Source organism: Pseudomonas flexibilis (assembly GCF_000802425.1).
GTDB classification, from domain to species: domain Bacteria; phylum Pseudomonadota; class Gammaproteobacteria; order Pseudomonadales; family Pseudomonadaceae; genus Serpens; species Serpens flexibilis.
On the sequence record NZ_JRUD01000014.1, the window covers coordinates 1 to 20582 of the forward strand.

Sequence of the window (20582 nt, forward strand, 5' to 3'; positions counted from 1 at the left end):
ATTCCTTGCCATTTACAGTTCCACTACTACATTGCGTCATATTGTCTGGGCAACAGTGATTAGATGGAATCCATGCCAACGGATAACGATGGAGGTCGATATAACCCCCCCTCGGCGCTCCGCAGCCTCCGAAAAATTCTTTTTAATTTCATAAAGATACAGCCTCCCAGCCACAACCAGGCGTATTCGCTTGGCTTCCATATAACACTCAGCCCGACGCTACTATTACGCCATCACCCTGTCCACCCCATCTTTGCTCCCTCCCCTTTTCCCAAGCCCAACAAAAAACCCCGCCCGGCCTGCGCCGCGCGGGGTTTTCTTTATCGCGAACTAACAGCCGTGAGGCAGTACGCCTTACAGCCCCGCCGCCGCGCGCAGGGCTTCGACCTTGTCGGTCTGTTCCCAGCTAAAGGTGGTGAAGGTGTCGTTGCCGACGGTCTTCTGTTGCGGGGTGCGGCCGAAGTGGCCGTAGGCCGCGGTGGCCTGGTACATCGGGTGCAGCAGGTCGAGCATGCGGGTGATGGCGTACGGGCGCAGGTCGAACACTTCGCGCACCAGGTTGACGATGGTGGCTTCCGGCACCTTGTTGGTGCCGAAGGTGTTCAGCGAGATGGAGGTGGGCTGGGCCACGCCGATGGCGTAGGACACCTGGATCTCGCAGCGCTCGGCCAGGCCCGCGGCGACGATGTTCTTGGCCACGTAGCGGCCGGCGTAGGCGGCGCTGCGGTCGACCTTGGACGGGTCCTTGCCGGAGAAGGCGCCGCCGCCGTGGCGGGCCATGCCGCCGTAGGAGTCGACGATGATCTTGCGGCCGGTCAGGCCGCAGTCGCCCACCGGGCCGCCGATGACGAACTTGCCGGTCGGGTTGATGTGGTACTGGGTGTCCTTGTGCAGCAGCTCGGCCGGCAGGGTGTGCTTGACGATCAGTTCCATGACCGCTTCCTTCAGGTCGGCCTGGCTGATCTCCGGGTTGTGCTGGGTGGACAGCACCACGGCGTCGATACCGACCACCTTGCCGTTCTCATAGCGGCAGGTGACCTGGCTCTTGGCGTCCGGGCGCAGCCACGGCAGCAGGCCGGACTTGCGCGCCTCGGCCTGGCGCTCGACCAGACGGTGGCTGAACACGATGGGCGCGGGCATCAGCACGTCGGTGTCGTTGCTGGCATAGCCGAACATCAGGCCCTGGTCGCCGGCACCCTGGTCTTCCGGCTTGGCGCGGTCGACGCCCTGGGCGATGTCCACGGACTGCTTGCCGATGATGTTGATCACGCCGCAGGTAGCGCCGTCGAAGCCGACTTCGGAGCTGGTGTAGCCGATGTCGCAGATCACGTCGCGGACGATCTGCTCCAGGTCGACCCAGGCGCTGGTGGTCACTTCGCCGGCGACGATGGCCACACCGGTCTTCACCAGGGTTTCGCAGGCCACGCGGGCATGCTTGTCCTGGGCGATGATGGCGTCCAGCACGGCATCGGAGATCTGGTCGGCGATCTTGTCCGGGTGCCCTTCGGAGACGGATTCGGAGGTGAAAATCGAGTATTCGCTCATCGGTTCATTCCTGTGAGGGGCTTCGTGCATCCGTCCGGGCGAAATGCCGCAGCTGAATCTGAAAGCCGTTTTTCAAGCCTATGTACACGCTTTCGCCGCAGGCCAGGCCGGCGGCGGTGGCCCAACGGGCCAGGTCTTCCTGTTCGAACCCCAGCCAGACATCCCCGCAGGCGTCGCGGGCCCAGCTCTGGTCGTGGCTGCACAGCTCGGCGATCAGCAGGCTGCCACCGGGCTTCACCAGGCCGGCCAGCGCTCGCAGCGCCTCGGCCGGTGCGGCGAAGTGGTGTAGCACCATGTTCATCACCACGCAGTCGGCCTGTACCAGGGGCGATGCCAAGGCATCGGCCAGGCGCAGCTCCACATTAGCCAAGCCGTCCCGCAGGCAACGCTCGCGGGCCAGCTCGAGCATTTCCGGGCTGTTTTCCAGCGCGGTGACCCGGGCGAAGCGCCGCGCCAGTTCCGGCAGGAAGGCGCCGTCGCCGGGGCCGACTTCGATGGCACTCGCATCGCCGGCAAAACCCAGCGCGTCGATCAGCGCCAGCAGGCTGTCGCGGTACTGGCCGATGCTGGCGATCAGGTCCTGGCGCGCCTGGAAGCTGCCGGCCATGCGCGCGAAGAAGTCGCGGCTGGCCTCGGCGCGCCGGGCATGCACCTGGGCGATGCGCGCCTGTGCGTCCAGAGGCAGTTCGAGGCGGTCCACTTCCTCCAGCAGCGCGCTCTGCAGCGCGCCGCCCAGTTCGCCCGCCGGCGCCAGCGCGCGGCGGTAGAAGATGGCGTTGCCTTCACGACGGGTAGCCACCAGACCAGCCTGCGCCAGCACCTTGAGGTGGTGGCTCATGCCCGACTGACCGACGGCGAAGATCTGCGCCAGCTCCAGCACGCCGAACGAATCGTTGGCCAGCGCGCGCAGGATGTTCAGCCGCAGGGCATCACCACCGGCCTTGCACAGGGCGGCGAGGGTGTCACTGGCAGGCGTCGCGGACGCGCAAAGCGGCAGGTTCATGAGGGCGGCAGTCTAGTCGGTCACATTTTGCCGGGCAATGACCAATATCAAAATTAATTGATATTGCCTCAGGTACGCCTGCTTCCTCGGCGGCGACGGGAGGCACGACTCGAGCGCAGGGGTGGCCTTTACTTGACTTCCAGGCGCCTTGGGAACTCACCACCATGGACACCCTCCCCACGGAACAACTGGCGAGCTGGATCGCGACGGGCGAGGTGCTTGTTGCCGATGGCCGCGGCCCAAAGGTGGTCCGCTGCAGGGATGGGCTGTTACTGAAAATTCTCAGGCCGCGCCGTCACATAGCATTGGCTCGCCTGTTTCCCGCAGCCGGGCGGTTCACTCGCAACGCCGAATGCCTGTTGCGACTCGGTTTTCCGGCACCGCACGTCAGGGAAGCGTTCTGGCTGGATCGCCCACACGGGCTTAGCGGTTGCCGCTATGAACCGCTGGCCGGCCAATCGCTGGAAGAGCTGCTTGCCGAGCATCCCGAGCGCCTGGCCGCACTGATACCGGCGTTAGCCCGCTTCATACTCCAGCTGCATGCGCGGCATATCTATTTCCGCTCGCTGCACCCAGGCAACATTCTGCTGCTGGAGAGTGGGGGATTCGGACTCATCGACCTGCTCGACCTGCACCTCAAGCCGTTGCCGCTATCCGCCTGGCACATCCGCCGCAATTTCCGGCATCTGGAGCAGGCCCTGCAGCGCCGCCAACTGGCGAATTTTCCGCTGGATGCCCTGCGGTCTGAGTACGAACGGCTGCGGCGCCTATGAAGGTTTGGTTATAAGCAAAGCGCAGTTAGCTCTTTCGCGTCATCAGCGGCTTTGCCGTATCCTGCGCGCCTTTGAAAAGCCCCTCGTTGCCGCCGCCAGGCGGACAGCCTTCGACCCGCGGAATCATCATGTCGACCCGACGTCTTTCTTCGCTTGCCTTTGCCGGCATCTGCCTGCTCCTAACCGGGCCCGCCCTGGCCGAACCCACTGCGCAGGCCAGCCGCCTCGTCGCACCTCGCACCGCCCCTGCGCCGCTGCTCGACGTCAACGATCTTCGCGCAGTACTGAGCCGGCCAGAGGTGCGTCTTCTGGACATCCGCGCACCGCAGGATTTCGCCGCAGGCCACATTCCCGGCGCGGTGAACACGCCCTACGGCCAGTACCGCGGCCCGGCCGACAATCCCGGCAAGCTGCCCACCGCCGAGCACCTGACCCAGGTGGTGCAACGCGCCGGCATCCGCGCCAACCAGCATGTGATCGTGATTCACGGCGGCAGCAACCACACCGACTTCGGCGCCGCCGCCCGGGTGTACTGGACGCTCAAGGTCGGCGGCCTGACTCGTCTGTCCGTGGTCGACGGCGGCCTTCGCGCCTGGAAGGAAGCCGGCGGCGAGCTGGCCACCGAGGCGCAGCAGGTCGAGCCCAGTGACTTCACCTACGTCTACGACGAGCGCCAGATCGTCACCCGCGAGCAGTTGGCGCAGACCTTAGGCAACGGTGATACGGCGCGCCTGCTGGATGCCCGTCCCGCTCCGTTCTTCAAGGGTGAGGTGAAGCCGGCCACCGCCGCCCGCTATGGCACCCTGCCGGGCGCCGACTCCTTCGACAACGCGCAATTCTTCGCCGCCGACGGCTTTCGCCTGAAGCCCCGCGCCGAGCTGCTGGCGCTGGTGCAACAGACCGGCGCCGACCAGGGCGACACCGTCTCCTTCTGCAACACCGGCCACTGGGCCGCCACCAACTGGTTCGTCATCTCCGAGATCGCCGGCAACAAGGCGGCGCGCATGTACCCGGCGTCCATGGTGGAGTGGAGCCGCAGCGAGCTGCCGATGGAGAACCAGCCGTCGCGCTTCGGCGCGCTGCTGCAGGACCTGTCCAACGCCCTCAACAAGTAATTGCGGAAGCCCTTTCCCATGCTGTCTCTCTCCCGTTTGTTATTCGTTCTCGGCGGCCTGACCGGCGCGCTGGCCGTTGCCTACGCCGCTGGGGTGCGCCAGGGCCTGCTGGTGCTGCTGGGCATCGGCTTCGGTGCCGTGCTGCAGGGCGCGCGCTTCGGCTTCACCACCGGCTGGCGCGATTTCATCGAGTCGCGCAACCCCCAGGGCCTGTGGGCGCAGATGCTGCTGCTCGGCCTCGCCGCCGCGCTGACCCTGCCGCTGATCGCCGGCAGCGGCGGCGAGCTGGTCGGCGCGGTGTCGCCGCTGACCATCAGCCTGGTCCTCGGCGCCTTCCTGTTCGGGCTGGCCATGCAGATCACCGATGGCTGCGGCTCCGGCACCCTGTACAAGGCCGGCGCCGGTGCGCCGCTGTCCTTCGCGGTGCTGCCGACCTTCATGCTTGGCAGCTTCCTGGGCGCCTCGCACCAGCCCGCGTGGATCGCCCTCGGCGGCCTGCCGGCGGTGGATCTGCTGAAGTTCGGCGTGCCGACCGCGGTGCTGGTCACCGTGGCTGGTTGTGCCGCCGTCGCGCTGATGGCCGGTCTGATGTCCAAGCGCACGGCCGCGCCCGTCTCCGGCACCCTGAACGTGACCTGGTCGGTCGGCGCGGCTTCGGTCAGTACCCCCACGCCGCCCGCGGTCTGGGCGCGCCGCTGGTGGCTGGGCGCCCTGCTGCTCGCCGGCCTGTACGTGCTGCACCTGCTGGTCGCCGGCCAGCCGTGGGGCATCGTCTACGGCATCGGCCTGTGGGGCGCGAAGATCGCCAGCGCCATCGGCTGGAGCCCGGTCGGTGATGCCTTCTGGGGTGTCGATCCGCATGCGCTGCGCCTGGCCGAGCCGCTGCTGGCGGACGTGACCTCGGTGACCAACATCGGCCTGATCTATGGCGCGCTGGCGGCCTCGCGCTGGAACGGCACGCCGAGCATCAGCTCGCCGTCGGCCCGGCGCCTGATCATCGCCTCCATCGCCGGCCTGGTGCTGGGCTACAGCTCGCGCATGGCCTTCGGTTGCAACGTCGGTGCCTACCTGGGCGGCATCGCCTCGGCCAGCCTGCACGGCTGGGTATGGTTCGCCCTGGCCTTCATCGGCTCGATCTACGGCGTGCGCCTGCGCAAGCGCCTGGCCCAGTAAGCGGAGCGACCTGACATGAGCAAGCAAGCCTTTTTGACCTGCACCCTGCTGTTCTGGCTGGTGGCCGTGGGTCTGGTGATCCTCGACACCGTCGCCACCGCCACCGTGCGCGTGGAGCCGCCGCCATTCGCCTTCGGCAGCGGCCAGGCCGCCTCTGGCGGTCACTGCTCGGGGCGCTAGCCCCCGCCGTGGGGTGGATACGTTTTCGTGTCCACCCTTGCGCCTGTGCCGCGCCATCGACGGCCGGAAAAGCGCCGACCGTCCTACGCAAGTGCCCACCCCGACGCAGGATGGACACCGTTTTCCTTGGCCACCACTGCGTCAACACCGGGACCATCGGCGGCCAGAACAGCGCTGACCGCGCCACGCTTCCGGCTCCAGCTGTCTTCTCTCGTTGCTCCGAAGGCTGCGCTGGGCGAAAATGCCCGCCTTTTTCATGCCCCTTCGTTTCAGCCCCCGCAGGAGATTAGCGATGCCCAGCCGTCGTGAGCGAGCCAATGCCATTCGTGCCCTCAGCATGGATGCCGTGCAGAAAGCCAACAGCGGCCACCCGGGTGCCCCGATGGGCATGGCGGACATCGCCGAAGTCCTGTGGCGCGACTACCTCAAGCACAACCCGAGCAACCCGCTGTGGGCCGATCGCGACCGCTTCGTGCTGTCCAACGGCCATGGCTCGATGCTGATCTACTCGCTGCTGCACCTGACCGGCTACGACCTGTCCATCGACGACCTGAAGAACTTCCGCCAGCTGCACAGCAAGACCCCGGGCCACCCGGAGTTCGGCTACACCGCCGGCGTTGAAACCACCACCGGCCCGCTGGGCCAGGGCATCGCCAACGGTGTCGGCTTCGCGCTGGCCGAGAAGGTGCTGGCCGCGCAGTTCAACCGCCCGGGCCACAGCATCGTCGACCACCACACCTACGTGTTCCTCGGCGACGGCTGCATGATGGAAGGCATCAGCCATGAAGTCTGCTCGCTGGCCGGCACCCTGGGGCTGGGCAAGCTGATCGCCTTCTACGACGACAACGGCATTTCCATCGACGGCGAAGTGGAAGGCTGGTTCACCGACGACACTCCGAAGCGTTTCGAAGCCTACGGCTGGCAGGTGATCCGCAACGTCGACGGTCATGACGCCGACGAGATCAAGCAAGCCATCGAGACCGCGCGCAAGAACGCCGAACAGCCGACCCTGATCTGCTGCAAGACCACCATTGGCTTCGGCTCGCCCAACAAGCAGGGCAAGGAAGAGTGCCACGGCGCCCCGCTGGGCAACGACGAAATCGCCCTGACCCGCGCCGCGCTGGGCTGGAATCACGGGCCGTTCGAAATCCCTGCCGACATCTATGCCGAATGGGACGCCAAGGCCACCGGCGCCAGCCGCGAGAACGAGTGGAACCAACGTTTCGCCGCCTACGCCGCCGAGTACCCGGAACTGGCCGCCGAGCTCAAGCGCCGCATGGCCGGCAAGCTGCCCGCCGACTTCGCCGCCAAGGCCTCGGCCTACATCCGCGACGTGGCCGCCAAGGGCGAAACCATCGCCAGCCGCAAGGCCAGCCAGAACGCCCTGAACGCCTACGGCCCGCTGCTGCCGGAACTGCTCGGCGGCTCCGCCGACCTGGCCGGCTCCAACCTGACCCTGTGGAAGGGCTGCCAGTCGCTGACCCACACCGACCTGTCCGGCAACTACGTGCACTACGGCGTGCGCGAGTTCGGCATGGCCGCGATCATGAACGGCGTGGCCCTGCACGGCGGCTTCATCCCCTACGGCGCCACCTTCCTGATGTTCATGGAGTACGCCCGCAACGCGGTGCGCATGTCCGCCCTGATGAAGCAGCGCGTGCTGTACGTGTTCACCCATGACTCCATCGGCCTGGGCGAGGACGGTCCGACCCACCAGCCGGTCGAGCAGCTGACCAGCCTGCGCAGCACCCCGAACCTGGACACCTGGCGCCCGGCCGACGCGGTGGAGTCCGCCGTGGCCTGGAAGTACGCCATCGAGCGCCAGGACGGTCCGAGCGCGCTGATCTTCAGCCGCCAGAACCTGCCGCACCAGCTGCGCGACGCGGAAACCGAGGCGGCCATCGCCCGCGGCGGCTACATCCTCAAAGACTGCGCCGGCGAGCCGGAACTGATCCTGATCGCCACCGGTTCGGAAGTCGGCCTGGCCATGCAGGCGGCCGACAAGCTGACCGTCCAGGGCCGCAAGGTGCGCGTGGTGTCCATGCCCTGCACCAGCGTGTTCGACGCCCAGGACGCCGCCTACAAGCAGCGCGTGCTGCCGGTGGAAGTCGGTGCGCGCATCGCCATCGAGGCCGCCCACGCGGACTTCTGGTACAAGTATGTCGGCCTGGAAGGACGCATCATCGGCATGACCACCTACGGCGAATCGGCTCCGGCCGCCCAGCTGTTCGAGGAATTCGGCTTCACCGTCGACAACATCGTCGCCACCGCCGAAGAGCTGCTGGAAGACTGATGTCGCGCGGGGCGGATGGCCACGGCCATCCACCCCGCGGACGGCTAATCCCATGTAGGGTGGAAGCCCGCGCAGCGGTTTTCCACCATCAGGCCCCGAACACCATGCCCAACCGCCCCTACAACATCGCGCTCAACGGTTACGGCCGTATCGGTCGCTGCGTGCTGCGCGCGCTGCACGAGCGCGGTGCCCAGGCGGGACTGCAGGTGGTGCTGATCAACGATCCGGCCGACTTGGCCAGCATCGAATACCTGACCCGCTTCGATTCCACCCACGGCCGCTTTCCCGGCGAGGTGGGCCTGGATGGCGACGCCCTGCTGATCGATGGCCGGCGCCTGCCCGTGTGGCGCGAGAGCACCCCGGAAGCCATCGACTGGGCGGCCCACGGCATCGACCTGGTGCTGGAATGCTCCGGCGTCTATCACACCCGCACCGACGGCCAGCGTTTCCTCGCCGCCGGCGCGCCGCGCGTGCTGTTCTCCCAGCCGATGAACAGCGAGGCGGATATCGACGCCACCCTGGTCTACGGCATCAACCACCAGGCGCTCCGCGGCGATGAGCGCCTGCTGTCCAACGCCTCCTGCACCACCAACTGCGGGGTGCCGCTGCTCAAGCTGCTGCACGAGGCCATCGGCCTGGAGCAGGTGTCGATCACCACCCTGCACTCGGCGATGAACGACCAGCCGGTGATCGACGCCTACCACCACACCGACCTGCGCCGCACCCGCTCGGCGTTCCAGTCGATGATCCCGGTGTCCACCGGCTTGGCGCGCGGCATCGAGCGCCTGCTGCCGGAACTGGCCGGGCGGGTGCAGGCCAAGGCCATTCGTGTGCCGACGGTGAACGTCTCTTGCCTGGACATCACCCTGCAGACCCGCCGCGACACCAGCGCCGCCGAGGTCAACGGCATTCTGCGCGACGCCGCCACGGCGGGGCCGCTGAAGAACCTGCTGGCCTACACTGAACTGCCGCATGCCAGCTGCGATTTCAACCACGATCCCCACTCGGCCATCGTCGATGGCAGCCAGACCCGTGTGTCCGGCCCGCGCCTGGTCAACCTGCTGGCCTGGTTCGACAACGAGTGGGGCTTCGCCAACCGGATGCTCGACGTGGCGGAACATTACCTGCGCGTCGTTCACAGCCAACAGCCCAGCAAGGACTGATATCCATGACCGTTTTGAAGATGACCGACCTCGATCTCGCCGGGAAGCGCGTGCTGATCCGCGAGGACCTCAACGTCCCCGTGAAGGACGGTGTGGTCACCAGCGACGCTCGCATCGTGGCGTCCCTGCCGACCATCAAGCTGGCCCTGGAAAAAGGCGCGGCCGTGATGGTCTGCTCGCACCTGGGCCGCCCCACCGAGGGCGAGTTCAGCGCCGAGAACAGCCTGGCGCCGGTAGCCGCCTACCTGAGCAAGGCGCTCGGTCGCGAGGTGCCGCTGGTCAAGGACTACCTGGATGGCGTGGATGTGCAGCCCGGCCAGATCATGCTGTTCGAGAACGTGCGCTTCAACAAGGGCGAGAAGAAGAACGCCGATGAGCTGGCGCAGAAGTACGCCGCGCTGTGCGACGTGTTCGTGATGGACGCCTTCGGCACTGCACACCGCGCCGAGGGCTCGACCCACGGCGTGGCCAAGTTCGCCAAGGTCGCCTGCGCCGGCCCGCTGCTGGCCGCCGAGCTGGAGGCTCTGGGCAAGGCGCTGGACAAGCCGGCCCGTCCGATGGTGGCCATCGTCGCCGGTTCCAAGGTGTCCACCAAGCTGGACGTGCTGAACTCGCTGAGCCAGATCTGCGACTCGCTGATCGTCGGCGGCGGCATCGCCAACACCTTCCTGGCCGCGGCCGGCTACAAGGTCGGCAAGTCGCTGTACGAGGCCGACCTGGTCGACACCGCCAAGGCCATCGCTGCCAAGGTCTCCGTACCGCTGCCGGTCGACGTGGTGGTCGCCAAGGAATTTGCGGAAAGCGCCGAAGCCACCGTCAAGGCGGTCGCCGACGTGGCCGACGACGACATGATCCTCGACATCGGCCCGCAGACCGCGCGCCTGTTCGCCGAGATGCTCAAGGCCTCGCAGACCATCCTGTGGAACGGCCCGGTCGGCGTGTTCGAGTTCGACCAGTTCGGCAACGGCACCCAGGTGCTGGCCCAGGCCATCGCCGCCAGCCCGGCGTTCTCCATCGCCGGCGGCGGTGACACCCTGGCGGCCATCGACAAGTACGGCGTGGCCGAGCAGATCGGCTACATCTCCACCGGTGGCGGCGCCTTCCTGGAATTCGTGGAAGGCAAGGTGCTGCCGGCCGTGGAAGTGCTGGAACAGCGCGCGAAATAACGACCGTAGGGTGGACAACGGCGCAGCCTTGTCCACCACGACAGCGACACGGCAGGTGGACAAGCGCTACACGCGTTGTCCACCCTACGCCCCGAATGACCTTTCTCCACTGGAGCTATACCGATGGCCCTTATCAGCATGCGTCAGCTGCTGGACCACGCCGCCGAATTCGGCTACGGCGTGCCGGCATTCAACGTCAACAACCTCGAACAGATGCGCGCCATCATGGAAGCGGCCGACAAGACCGACTCCCCGGTGATCGTCCAGGCCTCGGCCGGCGCCCGCAAGTACGCCGGCGCGCCCTTCCTGCGCCACCTGATCCTCGCCGCGATCGAAGAATTCCCGCACATCCCGGTGTGCATGCACCAGGACCACGGCACCAGCCCGGACGTCTGCCAGCGCTCCATCCAGCTGGGCTTTTCCTCGGTGATGATGGACGGCTCGCTGAAGGAAGACGGCAAGACCCCGGCCGACTACGACTACAACGTGCGCGTCACTAAGCAGACCGTTGCCTTCGCCCACGCCTGCGGCGTGTCCGTGGAAGGCGAGCTGGGCTGCCTGGGCAGCCTGGAAACCGGCTCGGCCGGCGAGGAAGACGGCATCGGCGCCGAGGGCATCCTCGACCACAGCCAGATGCTGACCGATCCGGAAGAAGCCGCCCAGTTCGTCAAGGCCACCCAGGTGGATGCCCTGGCCATCGCCATCGGCACCAGCCACGGCGCCTACAAGTTCACCAAGCCGCCGACCGGCGACATCCTGGCCATCGAGCGCATCAAGGAAATCCACAAGCGCATCCCCAACACCCACCTGGTGATGCACGGATCAAGCAGCGTGCCGCAGGAGTGGCTGAAGGTCATCAACGAGTTCGGCGGCGACATCAAGGAAACCTACGGCGTGCCGGTCGAGGAAATCGTCGAGGGCATCAAGCACGGCGTACGCAAGGTGAACATCGACACCGACCTGCGTCTGGCTTCCACTGGCGCCATGCGCCGCTTCATGGCCCAGAACCCGAGCGAGTTCGACCCGCGCAAGTTCTTCGCCAAGACCATCGACGCCATGCGCGACATCTGCATCGCCCGCTACGAAGCCTTCGGCACCGCCGGCCACGCCTCGAAGATCAAGCCGATCTCCCTGGAAGGCATGTTCCAGCGCTACGCCCGTGGCGAGCTGGATGCCAAGGTGAACTGAGCCTTGCCGCGCTAACGAAACAGCCCCGCCCCGCGGGGCTGTTTCGTTTTGGCAGCCTTGACCGCCGATCCAACACCCGGCGGCCAGAAAAGCGCCGACCGCCCACGGCTCTGCTGCCAGCGCCGCCCCGACAAAAAATACTGTTCCGCGCCCGCCGGCGCCCTTTAAAATCCGCGCCCTCTCCGCCCCGCCGCGGGCCTCTCGCTGTACATCCCACATGAAACCCACCCTGATTGCCGCCGCCGAACTCGACCGCCTGGAAACCTGGGCCAAGTACCACAAGGGCCTGTGCGACAGCTGCCAGGCCGTGTGCTGCACAATGCCAGCCGAGGTGCGCATCGCGGATCTGGTGCGCCTCGGCGTGCTGGACGAGTTCGACGCCGGCGAGCCGCCGCGACAGTTGGCCAAGCGCCTGATGAAGGACGGCGTGATCCAGCACTTCAACCAGAAGCGCGAGCTGTTCACCCTGCAGCAGATGTCCAATGGCGACTGCCTGTACCTGGACCGCAAGACCCGCCGCTGCACGGTGTATGACAAGCGCCCGGACACCTGTCGCAACCATCCGCAGATCGGCCCGCGACCCGGCTACTGCGCCTACCGGCCACGGTAGGCAAAGCGTCCTGCGCCTATACATTCGTCGAGGAATGTTGTTTTCCGCCGCAACCGGGCTAGCGTTTCCGGGGTAAACCACCGTTCCGGTTTCTTTCGGAACGGAACGGCCTTTGTGAAGTCAACTTCACAAACCTCCCCCGCTAGCGAGGCTGCACATGGAACGTTCATCCCCCCGCCACCTGATCGGCCGTTTTCGCCGCAAGCTGGAAAAACTGGGGCCGAGCCAGACGGCTCATCTCATGCTGGTACGCCTGCTCGACCACTTCAGCCTGTTCAAGATCCTGCGTGGCGTGTTGCTGGTGAAGGTGGACCCCGCCTTCCTCGACTGCCCGCCGCACCTGACGCCCGGCTTTCTCGACGAATCCCGTCTCTGGCAACTGGCCCGCGACCCGGAGAATGCCCTGGACGCCAGTTTTCTCAACGAGGCCCTGGCCAAGGGCGACCGCTGCTATGCCATCCTCGACGGTGAGCGCCTGGCGGCCTACGGCTGGTACTCCCGCCAGCCCACGCGCATCGATCCACCGGAGCTGCTGCTCGGCTTCGATGCGGGCCACGTGTACATGTACAAGGGGCTGACCCGCCACGAGTACCGCGGCCAGCGCCTGCACGCCATTGGCATGAACCGAGCGCTGCAGCACTACCTGGAGCAGGGCGCCAAGGGACTGGTTTCCTATGTGGAATCGACCAACGTCGATTCGCTGAAGTCCTGCTTCCGCCTCGGCTATCGGCAGTTCGGCTCCATCTACCTGTGGCGGGTGTTCGGCCATTACCTGCGCCTCTACAGCCCCGCCTGCCGCCGTTACGGCTTCAGCCTCCAGGCGGCCGAACCGCGTAGCGACGGCTGGGGCGCACGCAAGGCCTGAGGGGGCTGCGCAACGTCCTGGCGGGAGACCCTGTGGGGGCGAGTTTATTCGCGAGCAGTTGGCCGCAATCGGCACGAAAAGCTCGCGGACAAGTCCGCTCCCACAGAAGCGGCGGCAGCCCCGCCGCAGCCTGCATCAGCCCAGCTCGTAGCCCAGCACGCGCGGCAGCCACAGGGCGATTTCCGGGAACACCGCCACCAGCAGCAACGCCAGCCCCATGGTGACGACGAACAACAACGCCCAGCCGACGGTCTGTTCCAGGCGGATCTTCGCCGCCTCGGTGGTGACCAGCAGGTTGACCGCCACCGGTGGGGTGAACTGGCCGATGGCGATGTTCATCGCCAGCAGGATGCCGAACCACACCGGGTTCCAGCCGAAATGCTGCATCACCGGGATCAGCACCGGCATCAGGATCATGTAGATCGAGATGGCGTCCAGCAGCATGCCGGCCAGCAGTACGGCGATCATCACCAGCAGCAACAGCACGGTGCCGTTGTCGGACAGCGAGATCAGCCACTCGGCCAGATGGCGGAAGGTGCCGAGCAGCGTGCCGGACCAGGCGAATATGCCGGCCAGGGCGATGATCAGCATGACCACGGCGGAGATCACCGCCGCCTCGCCGATGAGTTCCCACAAGTGCTTCCACTGCAGCTCGCGGGTCACCCACAGGCCGACCACGATGCCATAGGCCACCGCCACCACCGCCGCTTCGGTGGGGGTGAACAGACCACTGCGCAGCCCGCCGAGGATCAGCACCGGGGCGAACAGCGCCGGCAGCGCCTGCCGGAAGGCCGGCCACAGCGGCGGGCGGGGCTCGCCGGTCGGCGGTTCCCAGCCGTTGCGGCGTGCCAGCCACCAGGCGGGCAGCAGCAGCACCAGGCCGGCGAGGATACCGGGGAACAGGCCGGCGGCGAACAGCGCGCGCAGGTCGACGCCCGGCACGATGATCGAGTACAGGATCAGGGCAATTGACGGCGGAATCAGGATCGCCGTCGATGCCGACGCGGCGATCAGCGTCGCCGAGAACGGCTTGGGGTAGCCCGCCTTGGTCATGCTTGGCAGCATCACCATGGCCACCGCCGCGGCATCCGCCGGACCCGAGCCGCTCATGCCGCCCATGATCAGGCAGACCAGCACCGCCACCGCGGCCAGGCCGCCATGCCGCTGACCGATCAGCGCCTGAGCGAACTGCACCAGTCGCAGCGCCACGCCGGATTTCTCGAAGATCAGCCCAGTGAGGATGAACAGCGGAATGGCGATCAGCGGGTATTTGGCGATGCCGTTGTAGGTGTTGGTGCCCAGGGTGGCCAGCATGTCCGGCGACAGCCCGGTGAGAATGCCCACCGCGCCGGCCAGGCCGAGGGCGAAGGCCACCGGCACGCCGAAGGCCAGGAAGGCGATGAAGCTCAGCAGCATCCAGAGATCAGGGCTCATCCTTCAGCCTCCCGCGCAGGCGGTCCAGGGTCATCTGGGTCAGGCGCCAGGCCACGGCCAGCGCCAGCAACGGCAGCCAGACCACGTACCACCAGTTGGGCAGCCCCAGGCCTGGCGATTCGGATTCCCACTGGTATTCCTGCCAGGCGAACACGCCGCCGTACCAGACCACCAGGCCGAGCACGAGCATGCCGCACAGCCACTGGAACAGGATCAACGGCACACGCAGACGTGGGAACTTGCGCTCGATCAGCGCGATGCGGATGTGGCCGTTGCGGCGCATGGCCACGGCGGCGCCGGCGAAGGTCAGCACCACCAGCATGAAGATGGAGATTTCCTCGGTGAAGGCGAACGAGGCGTCGGTGACGTAGCGCACCACCACGTTGGCCAGGCTGATCAGGCTGATCACCGTCAGGGCGAGAGTGGCCAGCCAGCGTTCGGGCCTGGCATCCGGTCGATGACTCATAGCTAGAACCTCAAGGGCCGGCACCTGGGGTGCCGGCACGTACAACCGAAGGCGGGCGCCTTCGCTACTCAGTTACCGGCGACGGCGTCGCGGGCGGCCTTGAGCAGGTCGGCGCCGATGCGCTTCTCCCACTTGGCATACAGGGGCGCGGTGGCTTCGACGAACGCCTGACGCTCGGTGGCGCTCAGCTCGATCACCTGTACGCCGCGCTCACGGATGGCGGCCAGACGCTGAGCTTCCTCGGCACGGGACTTCTCGATCTCCCACTTGCCGGCATCGATGGCGGCTTGCTTGAGCAGTGCCTGGTCCTCGGCGGAGAAGCTCTTCCAGACACTCGGGCTGACCGCAAAGATCAGCGGATCGGCCATGTAGCCCCACAGGGTCAGGTACTTCTGGTCAACCTGGTCGATGCGCGCCACGTCAAACACCGACAGCGGGTTTTCCTGACCGTCCACGGCGCCGGTGGTGAGCGCCGGCTTGGCGTCGGCCCAGCTCATCTGCGTCGGGTTGGCGCCCAGGATGCTGAAGGTGTCCTGGAACAGCGGCGAGCCGACCACACGGATCTTCATGCCCTTGAGGTCCTCCGGGCTGCGGATCGGCTTCTTGGAGTTGGAGAGTTCACGGAAACCGTTCTCGCCCCAGGCCAGCGGCACCACGCCGCGCTTCTCGATGGCCTTGAACACGGTCTCGCCTGCCGCACCCTGGGTGATGGCGTCGGTATCGGCGGTGTCGGCCACCAGGAACGGCAGCGAGAACAGGTTCAGCTCCGGCACCTGGGGCGACCAGTTGATGGTCGAGCCGACAGCCATGTCGATCAGGCCGGAGCGCATGGCGGAAAATTCCTTGGTCTGGTCGCCGGCGACCAGTTGGGCGTTGTCATACACGCGCAGGGTGATGCGGCCTTCGGAGCGTTCCTTGACCAGTTCGGCCCACTTGCTGGCCGCCTGGCCCCAGGGGAAGGCATCGGACAATACGGTTGAAACGGAGTATTCGCGAGCGTGCGCACTAAAGGCGGCGGTCAGCGCGGCGGCAGCGGCCAGCGCCGTAAAACAACGGCTGAGCTTCATGGGAGCGTCCTTGGGATCGTGATCTTTGTTGGAATGCGAACAGCCATTGCCTACAGAGGCATGGCAGATCCGATGACAACCGGATAGGTCGTCTGGGCGCGCCGGGTAGACGCTTGGGAAGGTAACGCACAAGGCGTTGGGGCGTCGCTGGGGCTTTTTGGGCTCGCGACAGGGTCAGCGGATGCGCTTAGGCGGCTAACTATCGCAGAAGCCACCGGCAATTTCTACGCTTCGGGAGAGGGACGCACAGTGCACAAAGCGCTGGGCGAGTCTGCAGATGGCACAAAAAAGAAAACCCCGCATCGCGGGGCTTGCAGATTGAATCCTTACATCCATGTTCGACCCGCCATCCTGGGGGTCCGGAAATTCCTTTTTTGTTCTTGGCGCTTCCTGCGCGCTTTCCGTTGGTGGCAAGACTACGCAGGCGCAGCCGAGGACGACAGCGCCAAATGCCGGCAGACTTTGTAAGCCTTTTCCTACGGCAGCGTCCGTCTTTACCAATGGGCAGCGACGTTACAGGGGCGCAGAATCGAGACACCCCATAACAACAACAGATCCCCACCAAGAGGATCAAAGGGTCGACACATGCGCAACCTCGTTCTGTCCCTGCTGGTAATCGCCACAGGCTTGCCTGCCTACGGCCAGGTGGCGGCCATACAGACCCGCTATCACGGCCAGGATGAGGCCGAGCAGGCCTTCTGGGCCGAGCTCTATGCCAGTGGCGGCGAAACCCTGTTCTGCGGCCAGACGTTCGCCCGCAACGAGGGCCTGGCCATCAGCGCCATCTACGGTGTACGCGAAATCCGCCAGGCCCTGCGCTGCACCACCACCAACCAGTGCGCGGTGCAGACGCCGCGCTACCTGAACATGGTCGGCGACCTGCACAACCTCTACCCGAACGAGGCGCGGCTGGAGGAGCATCGGCGCAATGACCGCTTCGGCGAGGTCACCAGCGATGGACCGCCCGGCGAATGCGGGTTGCGCACAGGCTTCAAGCTGCTCGAACCGCCCGCCTCGGCCAAGGGCAATGTGGCGCGCGCACTCTTCCACATGCATGCCGAGTACGATCTGCCTCTGCCGCTGGCGCTGGATGTGCTGCAGCGCTGGCACCGGGAAGATCCCGCCGACCAGACAGAACGCATCCGCAATGACCGCATCGCCATGCTGCAAGGCACCCGCAATCGGTTCATCGACGACCCCGCACAGGCCGAGCGATTGGCCAAGCCCTGAGTCCCACGGTTACCTACGGGGGCAAACAAAAATGCCCGTATCTCACGATACGGGCATTTTCATTCAGCCTTTGCCGCCAGCTCAGAACTGCTCGGCGTCGAGCAGGTAGAGTGGCTCGCTGCCGGCACGTACCGCCGCGCTCAGCGACTGCACGCGCGGCAGCAGGCGTGCGAAGAAGAAGCGCGCGGTGCCCAGCTTGCTGGCGTAGAAGCTCTCTTCACCTTCCTTGCCCAGCGCGGCCTTGGCCATCAGCGCCCACATGTAGCCGTAGGCGACGTAGCCGAAGGCCTGCAGGTATTCAACCGACGCGGCGCCGATCTCGTTGGGATTGGACTTGGCGCGATCCAGCACCCAGGCGGTCAATTCATCGAGCTGATGGACGGCGACCTTCAGCGGCGCGGTGAACTCGCCCAGCGAGGCATCGGCCCCAGCGATGAATGCCTTGATCTCGTCTGCGAACAGCGCATAGAAGATGCCGCCGTTGCCCACCACCTTGCGGCCCACCAGATCGAGCGACTGGATGCCGTTGGTGCCTTCGTAGATCTGGGTGATGCGGCAGTCGCGCACCAGTTGCTCCTGGCCCCATTCACGGATGAAACCATGGCCACCGAAGATCTGCTGGCCATGCACGGTGGTTTCCAGGCCCATGTCGGTGAGGAACGCCTTGGCCACCGGTGTCAGCAGCGCGACCAGATCCTCGGCACGCTTGCGAGCCGTCGGGTCTTCGCTGTACTTGGCGATGTCCAGCTGCACAGCCACGTAGCTGGAGAAGGCGCGGCCACCTTCGTTCAATGCCTTCATGGTCAGCAGCATGCGGCGCACGTCCGGATGCACAATGATCGGGTCAGCGGCCTTGTCCTGCGCCGCCGGGCCAGTGGCCGCGCGGCTCTGCAGGCGCTCGCGGGCATACTCCACGGCGCTCTGGTAGGAGCGCTCACCCAGCGCCAGGCCCTGGATACCGACGCCCAGGCGCTCGTAGTTCATCATGGTGAACATCGCCGCCAGGCCCTTGTTGACCTCGCCGACCAGCCAGCCGGTGGCGCCATCGAAGTTCATCACGCAGGTGGCCGAGGCCTTGATGCCCATCTTGTGCTCGATGGAGCCGCAGCTGACGCTGTTGCGCGCACCCAGGCTGCCATCGGCGTTGACCATCACCTTGGGCACCAGGAACAGCGAGATGCCCTTGGAGCCGGCCGGCGCATCCGGCAGCTTGGCCAGCACCAGGTGGATGATGTTCTCGGTCAGGTCGTGTTCGCCGCCGGTGATGAAGATCTTGGTGCCGGTGACCTTGTAGCTGCCGTCGGCCTGCGGCTCGGCCTTGGTGCGGATCAGGCCCAGGTCGGTGCCGGCGTGCGGCTCGGTCAGGCACATGGAACCCGCCCATACGCCGGCGTACATGTTCGGCAGGTAGGTCTGCTTCAGCTCTTCGCTGGCGTGGGAATTGAGCGCCAGGCAGGCGCCGGCGGTAAGCATCGGGTACAGGCCGAAGGACAGGTTGGCGGAGTTGACCATTTCCTCGACCTGGGCGCCGATCACCTTCGGCATCCCCATGCCGCCGAACGCCGGATCGCCACCCACGCCGACCCAGCCGCCCTCGGCATAGGTTTTGTAGGCGTCGATGAAGCCGGCGGGCGTCTTCACGGCGCCTTCGTTCCAGGTGCAGCCTTCTTCGTCACCGCTGCGGTTCAGTGGCGCGATGCTGCCCGCGATCACCTTGCCGGCTTCTTCCAGCACGGCGATGGCGGTCTCGCCATCGATCACCTCGGCCAGGCCGGGCAGTTCACTCCACAGGTTGGCAACGTCGAAAACCTCATTGAGGACGAAACGCATGTCACGCAGGGGCGCTTGGTAATCAGCCATGTAAACCTCGATTCAACGATGACCGCAAAGGCCGGGAACGAAGAAAACGCGAGTCTAGCCGAACAACTCTAAAGACATGTAGCGTCAGTTGGTGACCATCAAGTCAACCTCAGTCACTCAAGAGCGCGCCGCCGTCTTGCGACCGCGCGTGGCGCGCGCCGGTTTCTGTTCGTAGGAGACCACACAGTTGCGTCCGGCGCCCTTGGCCTTGTAGAGCGCTTCGTCCGCCGCCTTGATCACCTCCTCCGGCTCGCGGCGCTCCGTATCGCGTTCGGCGACGCCGATGCTGATGGTGACCGAGACGAACGGACTCTTGCTTGCCCTGCCCCGTTGCTGGCGGCCCTTTGCCGGATCCTCCGGGCGGTTCTGCTTGTCGCGCAGCGCCATCTGGTAGTTTTCGATGTTGCGGCGCAGCACCTCAAGGTGTGGCAGGCAGTGCGCCAGGCTCTTGCCCGGAAAGAGCACGGTGAACTCCTCGCCACCGTACCGGTAGGCGGTACCGCCGCCGGTTACCTTGCGCAGCTGGCTGGCCACCATGCGCAGCACATCGTCACCCACGTCATGGCCGTAGGTATCGTTGAATTTCTTGAAGTGATCGACGTCGGTCATGGCGATCACGTAATTGCGGCCCAGCCGACCCAGGCGCTCATTCAGCGCCCGTCGGCCCGGCAGCCCGGTGAGCTCGTCCAGGAAGGCCATCTGGTAGGCCTCGTGGGCCACCGCCACCACCAGCGCCAGCAGCACCATGCTGCTCATGGCGGCCAGTGCGTAAGGTCGCACATAGATCTCCGGCACCATCCAGAACAGGCCTAGCACGCCCACCAGCTGGGCCGCATGCAGCACACGCGGTTGACGCAGGTACTGGATGAGCAGACCGACAAAGGCCAGCGCGAAGAGCGGATAGGCCAACTGCACCATTTTCATCCACTGGGCGTGCAGCGCGGGCCAGTGCACCAGGCTCAGCCACTGCAACAGCGGATCGGGGTAGCGCAGCGCCATGCCGCCGGCCACGCCGAGCAGCGCCAGCAGCACGGCACTGCGTGCGACCAGGTCCTGCAGCAGCTGCGCGCGTTCGGACCACACGCCATACAGGCCATAGAGCAACGGCAACAGCAGGCTGGTCAGGTGGAAGGCCAGCTGGGCCTTGGTGTAGTCGCTGACCGCCCGGTGCTCGCGAAAGTGCTCGACTTCCCCATTCAGCGCCAGATAGGCCAGATAGACCACCACCAGCAGCATGGCCTGGCGCATACGCCCGTAGAACAGGCACAGCGCGCCGCCGAGCACCGCCAGCAACGTGGGCAGGACTTCCAGCAGAACGGTGAGAAAACCCTCCCCCTCCAGCCAGAAGCCCAGCGCCACGCCAGCCAGAATGATCAGCACGGATGGCAGGAAATGACTTGCCCGATAGGCAGAGAAGTTCGGCAAAACGGCCTCGCAAAGACCCAGAAAAA

Annotated in this window: 18 protein-coding genes; 11 read left to right on the plus strand and 7 right to left on the minus strand. The window is 65.9% G+C overall.

Going from position 1 to position 20582, the window contains the following annotated elements:
- Window positions 1-354: 354 nt before the first annotated feature.
- On the minus strand, window positions 355-1545 hold the full coding sequence (metK, locus tag SF06_RS09435; RefSeq protein WP_027589996.1) for a methionine adenosyltransferase: 1191 nt from the start codon (window positions 1543-1545) through the stop codon (window positions 355-357).
- Between the two features lie 4 nt (window positions 1546-1549).
- The gene (locus SF06_RS09440; protein WP_039561030.1) at window positions 1550-2548 is read right to left on the minus strand and encodes an ArsR/SmtB family transcription factor; all 999 of its coding nucleotides are present in this window, start codon (window positions 2546-2548) and stop codon (window positions 1550-1552) included.
- Between the two features lie 164 nt (window positions 2549-2712).
- On the opposite strand from SF06_RS09440, the gene SF06_RS09445 reads away from it, so the two are divergent.
- From SF06_RS09445 to SF06_RS09485, 10 genes are all read left to right on the plus strand, one after another.
- Window positions 2713-3321, plus strand: coding sequence for a lipopolysaccharide kinase InaA family protein (locus tag SF06_RS09445; protein ID WP_027589994.1), 609 nt, complete (start codon window positions 2713-2715; stop codon window positions 3319-3321).
- A 128-nt stretch (window positions 3322-3449) separates the two neighbouring features.
- The gene (locus SF06_RS09450; protein ID WP_027589993.1) at window positions 3450-4436 is read left to right on the plus strand and encodes a sulfurtransferase; all 987 of its coding nucleotides are present in this window, start codon (window positions 3450-3452) and stop codon (window positions 4434-4436) included.
- Window positions 4437-4454: 18 nt separating this feature from the next.
- Window positions 4455-5609, plus strand: a complete 1155-nt coding sequence (locus SF06_RS09455) for a YeeE/YedE thiosulfate transporter family protein (protein WP_039561031.1) — start codon at window positions 4455-4457, stop codon at window positions 5607-5609.
- Between the two features lie 15 nt (window positions 5610-5624).
- A complete protein-coding gene (locus SF06_RS18505) occupies window positions 5625-5789 on the plus strand; it encodes a hypothetical protein (RefSeq protein ID WP_169745301.1) in 165 nt (54 codons plus the stop codon).
- Between the two features lie 292 nt (window positions 5790-6081).
- Entirely contained in the window at window positions 6082-8082 is a 2001-nt protein-coding gene (gene tkt, locus SF06_RS09460; RefSeq protein WP_039561033.1) for a transketolase, read from the plus strand.
- Between the two features lie 104 nt (window positions 8083-8186).
- The gene (gene epd / locus SF06_RS09465) at window positions 8187-9245 is read left to right on the plus strand and encodes an erythrose-4-phosphate dehydrogenase (RefSeq protein WP_027591839.1); all 1059 of its coding nucleotides are present in this window, start codon (window positions 8187-8189) and stop codon (window positions 9243-9245) included.
- A 5-nt stretch (window positions 9246-9250) separates the two neighbouring features.
- The gene (locus tag SF06_RS09470; protein ID WP_039561035.1) at window positions 9251-10411 is read left to right on the plus strand and encodes a phosphoglycerate kinase; all 1161 of its coding nucleotides are present in this window, start codon (window positions 9251-9253) and stop codon (window positions 10409-10411) included.
- Between the two features lie 123 nt (window positions 10412-10534).
- Window positions 10535-11599 carry a class II fructose-bisphosphate aldolase gene (fba, locus tag SF06_RS09475; protein WP_039561039.1) on the plus strand — a complete coding sequence of 355 codons (1065 nt, stop codon included), beginning with the start codon at window positions 10535-10537 and terminating at the stop codon, window positions 11597-11599.
- A gap of 217 nt (window positions 11600-11816) precedes the next feature.
- A complete protein-coding gene (locus tag SF06_RS09480) occupies window positions 11817-12209 on the plus strand; it encodes a YkgJ family cysteine cluster protein (protein ID WP_039561040.1) in 393 nt (130 codons plus the stop codon).
- A gap of 157 nt (window positions 12210-12366) precedes the next feature.
- Window positions 12367-13074, plus strand: coding sequence for a GNAT family N-acetyltransferase (locus SF06_RS09485; protein WP_039561043.1), 708 nt, complete (start codon window positions 12367-12369; stop codon window positions 13072-13074).
- 135 nt (window positions 13075-13209) lie between these two features.
- Here the strand turns inward: SF06_RS09485 and SF06_RS09490 are convergent, their stop codons facing one another.
- The 3 genes from SF06_RS09490 to SF06_RS09500 all read right to left on the minus strand — a co-directional run bounded on the left by SF06_RS09490 (window position 13210) and on the right by SF06_RS09500 (window position 16041).
- Complete coding sequence (locus SF06_RS09490; RefSeq protein WP_039561045.1) at window positions 13210-14508, minus strand: TRAP transporter large permease; 1299 nt, start codon at window positions 14506-14508, stop codon at window positions 13210-13212.
- Window positions 14498-14974, minus strand: coding sequence for a TRAP transporter small permease (locus tag SF06_RS09495; RefSeq protein ID WP_039561046.1), 477 nt, complete (start codon window positions 14972-14974; stop codon window positions 14498-14500). The genes SF06_RS09490 and SF06_RS09495 overlap by 11 nt, the downstream gene beginning before the upstream one ends.
- 68 nt (window positions 14975-15042) lie before the next feature.
- The gene (locus SF06_RS09500) at window positions 15043-16041 is read right to left on the minus strand and encodes a DctP family TRAP transporter solute-binding subunit (RefSeq protein WP_027591023.1); all 999 of its coding nucleotides are present in this window, start codon (window positions 16039-16041) and stop codon (window positions 15043-15045) included.
- 585 nt (window positions 16042-16626) lie between these two features.
- On the opposite strand from SF06_RS09500, the gene SF06_RS09505 reads away from it, so the two are divergent.
- Window positions 16627-17271 carry an endonuclease gene (locus SF06_RS09505; RefSeq protein ID WP_039561048.1) on the plus strand — a complete coding sequence of 215 codons (645 nt, stop codon included), beginning with the start codon at window positions 16627-16629 and terminating at the stop codon, window positions 17269-17271.
- An 81-nt stretch (window positions 17272-17352) separates the two neighbouring features.
- Here SF06_RS09505 and SF06_RS09510 read toward each other — a convergent pair whose 3' ends face one another.
- Window positions 17353-19131: an acyl-CoA dehydrogenase C-terminal domain-containing protein gene (locus tag SF06_RS09510; RefSeq protein ID WP_039561050.1), complete on the minus strand. Its 1779-nt coding sequence runs from the start codon at window positions 19129-19131 to the stop codon at window positions 17353-17355.
- Window positions 19132-19248: 117 nt separating this feature from the next.
- Window positions 19249-20556: a GGDEF domain-containing protein gene (locus SF06_RS09515; protein WP_039561052.1), complete on the minus strand. Its 1308-nt coding sequence runs from the start codon at window positions 20554-20556 to the stop codon at window positions 19249-19251.
- Window positions 20557-20582 lie beyond the last annotated feature (26 nt).